The sequence below is a fragment of the Komagataeibacter melaceti genome (genome assembly GCF_003403295.1).
Taxonomy (GTDB): domain Bacteria; phylum Pseudomonadota; class Alphaproteobacteria; order Acetobacterales; family Acetobacteraceae; genus Komagataeibacter; species Komagataeibacter melaceti.
On sequence record NZ_QUWV01000152.1, the window covers coordinates 1 to 5,538 of the forward strand.

The window sequence follows — 5,538 nt, forward strand, 5'->3', positions numbered from 1 at the left end:
GACCGCCCGCCCGACTATGCCTGAAATAGCAGATGGCTGGGTCAATTCCTGATGAAAAACCCGGGTCAGTTCTCAGTGAAAATCAACAATCAGGACTATAGGGAGGGAGGAATATCATCTGTGCCCTCACTCGTTCGATGGCCTTTCGCGCTCCTGGCACCTTGTATTGTCCAGCAGGACGATATCGTCCCGGCTCAGCGTCGGCACGAGAACATGCTCCACATAGGCCTGAAAAATCCCGCTGTTCATGGCGCCATCATGGACGAAGGGTGCGGTCATGCCCGTGAGGCGCAGGCCTGCGGTGAAAGTGGTGGGCCGTGAGGAACGCCTGCCCGACAGCGTTCTCCGCGTAAAGCACGACCACGCAGACCGGCCATCTTCGTGGAGAGGCAGGTTTCGTCGATGAAGACCCGACGGTGCGGATTGAGGTCAAGGCTGGCTGTCGAACCAGTCCTGCCGACGTTTCAGGGTATTTTCGCGCTCCTGCTCCAATGCATGTGCGGTCTTCTTTGAATGTCCACCTATGCTGCCGCAGCCATCGACTGAGCATGCTGCGGCCGATCCCGACGGACTGCTCATCCTTCAGGCCCGCTACCATCTCGTTGAGCGTGATATCTTTCTGCGCTTCGATCATGCCGACGATAAAGGCTTCATGTCGGTCCAGCCTCGAACCGCGTGGCTTGCCCGGACGGCGCGCCACCACCATCTCTATCAATGGAAACGGTGAATCACAATCCATGCCCCATGTCACCCCACACGATTCATAGTTCAGTGGACGTGCTCTAGCTTATCATCCTGTTCGAAAATGGAGACCACATCTGTCGCAACCCGATACGAGAAAACAGCCATATCCTTTCTCTCCGTTATCTTCATCTCTGCTACAGCAGACTACATCAAGACCTAACGGGTCTTGGAAATAACACTTGACATATCGCGTATATTTAATAAATTACAAGTAATTTTTACTATATTTCTATGAGGCGTTCAACTTTGTTGGTAAGGGACAAGAAAATGTATAGCAACTTCCTTGCGGAGTTTGTAGACAAAGATGCCATTGATATAGCTGTAATAGGGGGCGTTCTCCCTGATACTGCAGACGATATTATGACGGGATTGGTAATTTGGGTTAATGCAGCTTCGTCAGGACAGTCCTGCTTGCAGAATCTTACATCTGGGCGAAATTGCATTCTTATGCGCAATGTTTTGCAGCAAATAGATGACCCTCGCGCCCTAATTAGAGAGGCTTTCGAAAAATTAGCGACTGGAGGTCGTCTGGTAATTACGGTGCCGCACCAGTTCCTTTTTGAGCGAAAATTAAGGCTTCCCTCGAGATATACGGATTCATCAATTAGATTTTATACGCCTGCTACGCTGTTACTGCAGGTCGAAGAAGCTATTGATATGAATGAGTGTCGAGTTCGATTATTGAAAGATGATGATCGAAATTACGATTATTCATCCCCTCTGGAGCAGTTGCCTAGCGGGCAAAAACGTATTGTTCTAGTGGTTGAGCGTATAGCCCGACCGACCTGGGCAAATCAAGTAGTCAATGAAGCAACATTCCTTAGTTCTCTTCCTCAGCCTTTACTTGTTCCCGCAGACAGCGGTCCTACAAAGACTTACCTAATCAGTCCTTTTTCAGCAGGAATTAATTCTGTAATCATCCTAAAGTTGGATCATCGTGGAGATTTCAAACTTGCCGATCTGGCGATGAAGGTGATCAAAGAGACATTCCCTTCGGCTAGAATATCCTTGGTATGTGGATCGTGGAACCTAAGCAATGCACAATCAAGCGGCCTTTTTGATGAAATTTTAACTTTGGATATGTTTAGTGAGGATTCGTCCGCGAAGCCTAATCCTCCTCGTGATCTCATAATAAGAACCTTCAAGGCGATGATTGAAGGAAAAACATTTGATCTTGCTGTCGATTTCAGACATTTCGTAGATAGTCGTATACTTCTGCAATGTATTAATGCTCGCTATCGTTCAGGATTTAATAATTATAATTCATTTCCTTGGCTTGATATTAGCTTAGACCTTCCATCGCCGACAGTTGATGGGCGTGTTGAGCAGTGGATTATATCTCCGTCATCTTTTGCATTTAGAGGGGGTAGCCGCACTTCTTCATATATTCATATCGATATAGACTTGGTAACGGCTGCGGAAGAATGCCTTATCTGGGGGCCTCATTGTGCATTTGCTACAGGTCAGTATGAATTTGAGTTTTTGATTGATTGTTTAGATGGAGGAGAAAAGCTTCGTTATGACATATGCACAGATAGTGGACGGATAATACTTCAGGCAGGTGAAATCACACTGAATGGAATGAACAAAGTTTATTTTGATGCTCCATATTCTTTAGATGGTGTTGAAATTAGAATTTATAGAGCAGAAAATATGCCAAAGAAATGGTTTTTTAATGGTATTAAAGTCAGAAAAAGTGGGGCTGGAGGGGACATTCACCAGCAAGAGGCAATGCTTCTTTTATCTCACCTAATTGCAGCAAGATTGACTCTCCCAACTATTAATAATATTTTTATAGAAAAAACAGAAAAATGACCCGATACAATACTACAAATAACTATGCATGTCCTCCCGCTGTTATTGCTCCTTTCTCTAATGAAGGTCTGCGAGAATGGCCTCTCGGGCACTATCGTCGTTTTCTCGAAATTGGCATTGAGGATGGACAGTCCTTTGTCCTATGCGGTTCACTTTCACACCGCGCCGCTGCCAACGAACTGGTTCGTTCCTTTCCGACAGAATGTGTGAAAAATTATTGCGGATTAACTAGTTGGTCTGAAGTTACGGCGATGGTTCATGCCGCGCCATTTATAGTGGCTAATAACTCAGGCATTGCTCATTTGGCTGCCAGTATGGGGAAGTTGGTTCTATGTATATTCGGTGGCCGTCACAGTTGGAAGGAATGGATGCCACGAGGTCCTAAGGTATTAACAATTGCTCGTACTCCCCCTTGCTCACCTTGTGACAAACCAGTTTGTTCTAATGATTTTGCGTGTCTACGAGGAGTAAGCCCCGATATGGCATACGAAGAACTACGGATTGCTATATCTTGTAATTCCAATTCTCTTTAAATCCATAAAAATAAAGTTGGTTCAGGTACATGCATCTTTACTATTTTATCCATCTTACTGGTCGCGACTCTGGAAATAGTGGTATCCAGCGTGTTGTACGAAATCTTGGTACGGCTCTTCAGAGCATACCCAGCATAACTCTTTTGCCTGTTAGATGGAACCAAGAATTACAGGCTGTTGTTCATGCAGAAGAGCCATTCAGGGAACGCATTAAGTTGTTCAACGGGCCTCGATTTAACGCGAGTGAGAGTGATGGTTTGCCGATACATTTGGACAAGATCAAAAATGCCCAACTTTTAATGCCAGAAGTTCCTTTATTTCAAAGTCCGGACCCACGTTATCCCTTTGTGCACCTTCCTTTTGTCATTGGATACCTCCACAGTCACAATATAAAAATCACGAATATATTCCACGATATTATGCCACTAAGCCATTTCGGGGAAGAGTTTTCCGAATACCCACAATCACTGAAATTTTTTATTTACGCAAACGCATTATCAAATGTTGATAACGTAATTTCTGTTTCAAAATACTCTGAGCAATGTTTGACGTCGTGGTTTGGACGTTGTGGTATTCCATATTCAAGCAAGAGGATTCTTCAATATATACTGCTTCCAGAAGAAATGATTGGGGTAGAATGTCGGAAATTTATCGGAACTAATCTATCGAATGGAGGAACTATAGAGTTCTGTATGTGGGGCTCTCTCTATCCGCATAAAAACCAAGTTGCAGTTTTGGAAGCATTTACTTCTCTTTGTGAACTTAGATTAGATTTAAACTTAAAGCTTCATGTGTTTGGGAATATAAACAATCAGGTAGTAGCAAAAGTTCAGAGATTAGTACGTTTTTCGAATGGTAATATTATTTATCATGGATTTGTAGATGATAAGAAAATGGCCGATATTATAAGGCGTTGTCGAGCTACGCTTTTTGTGTCTCTTGCAGAAGGGTATGGATTACCTCTGGCAGAAAGTCTGTGGCTTGGTAAGCCTTGCCTTACTTCCAATATTCCGCCGATGACAGAGATTGCGGCTGGTGGGGGCTGTTTGTTGGTAGACCCAGAAAATATTAAAGATATTATAACCGGTCTGGAACGTCTGGCAATCGATGATAATCTGATTGCAAAACTAAATGCAGAAATTGCTGTTCGACGGTATCGGACATGGTCAGACTATGCAAATGAAATAGTCGATGCTATTCGAAATTGTAAAGATTGTCAGGAAGATATGCAATATACATATTTACCTACACGTAGATTAAGTGATTTCGTAGAGACCTTGGCTATATCTCCAACAGATCTTTCAATACACTCCGTATTTAAGGATAGCGCCTTCCCTATTTTGAGAAATGGTCGTATTTTCTTTGATTCCGAAGATTATATTTGGTGCGAAGAAAATGTGATATCATATGGTCCATATATATCTTTAAAGAAGGGTATATATGAGTGTTTTATTATCGGGGAGTTAAAGGGGGATGTTATATTACGCGCAACGGCAGAATACGGTAGCGTAGTATTCGGAGAAGCTATAATCTCTGATCTTAGTACCAGATTCAGGTTTAATGTTTCAAAATCCATAGATAAATTTGAAATATTGATAATTCGAAGTAACGAAACAAAAACACTGAGAGTTGACATGATCGAGCTGGATAGATATTCGACCTGAAGGTATTTTTTGGTCTTGTTGGGGTCCATTGACGTGCTCCTCTTTTTGTTACCTATCAAAAGGAGAGTTCCCGGTTTTTATGTCTGGGGTTGATGGGATGACAAGGGCCTCGGTGGCATGCCACCGAGGCCCTTGTCTGGCGACCTGATCCGGTGTCCTGCCATCCAAGTTGTGAATGAGGACGCACCGTATTGTAGGGCCTGTTAGGCCTTGATATAGTCTGCTGTAGCAGCGATGAGGATGAGGGAAAGAAAGGACGCGGCTGTCTTTTCGTATCGGGTCGCGACAGCCCACCACTCCTTGAGCCTTGCCCACAGATTTTCGACCAGATTCCGGTGTCTGTAAGCCCATTTGGGACAGGCGACTTCCGGATCATTCCTTCTTGGCGGAATGACAGGGCGAGATCCCCGGTTCCAGAAATATTCACGGAATTTATGCGAGGCATACCTACGGTCACAGACGACATAGATCGGTGGGGACGGCAGATCGTCGAGCAGGACATAAGCGGATGGCAGTTCGTGTGCCTGTCCGGGCGACAGCGTGAAAGACAGTGCCTTGCCATGTCCATCCGCAGCTACGCAGACCTTGGTGCCAAAGCCTTCACGTGAGCGGCCAGGCGCCTCACGATCTCTGCAGCGTTCACTGTATCCCCTTTTTTTGGCGGCCCCAACCGCCTTGTGATGGGCACGGATCGTCGTAATGGGCCGCTTGAGGCCGCCTTATGAGTAAGGATTGTGACTGGTAACTTACCGTCGTTAACGACGTCGTTATTGACGTCGTTT

The 5,538-nt window shown here is 44.8% G+C and carries 4 protein-coding genes and 1 pseudogene; 3 read left to right on the forward strand and 2 right to left on the reverse strand.

Annotation, left to right across the window (positions count from 1 at the left end; genetic code table 11):
• Positions 1–88: 88 nt before the first annotated feature.
• Positions 89–694 (reverse strand): annotated as a pseudogene (locus DY926_RS17895) (transposase); the annotation flags it as partial.
• 317 nt (positions 695–1,011) lie between these two features.
• On the opposite strand from DY926_RS17895, the gene DY926_RS17075 reads away from it, so the two are divergent.
• From DY926_RS17075 to DY926_RS14855, 3 genes are read left to right on the forward strand one after another with little or no spacing between them, the layout of a single operon-like run.
• Positions 1,012–2,559, forward strand: a complete 1,548-nt coding sequence (locus DY926_RS17075; protein ID WP_148707808.1) for a methyltransferase domain-containing protein — start codon at positions 1,012–1,014, stop codon at positions 2,557–2,559.
• On the forward strand, positions 2,556–3,092 hold the full coding sequence (locus tag DY926_RS18145) for a glycosyltransferase family 9 protein (protein ID WP_116704082.1): 537 nt from the start codon (positions 2,556–2,558) through the stop codon (positions 3,090–3,092). The genes DY926_RS17075 and DY926_RS18145 overlap by 4 nt, the downstream gene beginning before the upstream one ends.
• Positions 3,093–3,121: 29 nt before the next feature.
• On the forward strand, positions 3,122–4,756 hold the full coding sequence (locus DY926_RS14855) for a glycosyltransferase (RefSeq protein WP_116704083.1): 1,635 nt from the start codon (positions 3,122–3,124) through the stop codon (positions 4,754–4,756).
• 203 nt (positions 4,757–4,959) lie between these two features.
• Here DY926_RS14855 and DY926_RS18150 read toward each other — a convergent pair whose 3' ends face one another.
• On the reverse strand, positions 4,960–5,457 hold the full coding sequence (locus DY926_RS18150; protein WP_116704084.1) for an IS5 family transposase: 498 nt from the start codon (positions 5,455–5,457) through the stop codon (positions 4,960–4,962).
• Between the last annotated feature and the right edge of the window lie 81 nt (positions 5,458–5,538).

Excerpts from the sequence above, each read along its gene's own strand:
- DY926_RS18145 (WP_116704082.1), top strand. The coding sequence starts at position 2,556 with ATGACCCGATACAATACTACAAATAACTATGCATGTCCTCCCGCTGTT.
- DY926_RS17075 (WP_148707808.1), top strand. The coding sequence starts at position 1,012 with ATGTATAGCAACTTCCTTGCGGAGTTTGTAGACAAAGATGCCATTGAT.
- DY926_RS14855 (WP_116704083.1), top strand. The coding sequence starts at position 3,122 with ATGCATCTTTACTATTTTATCCATCTTACTGGTCGCGACTCTGGAAAT.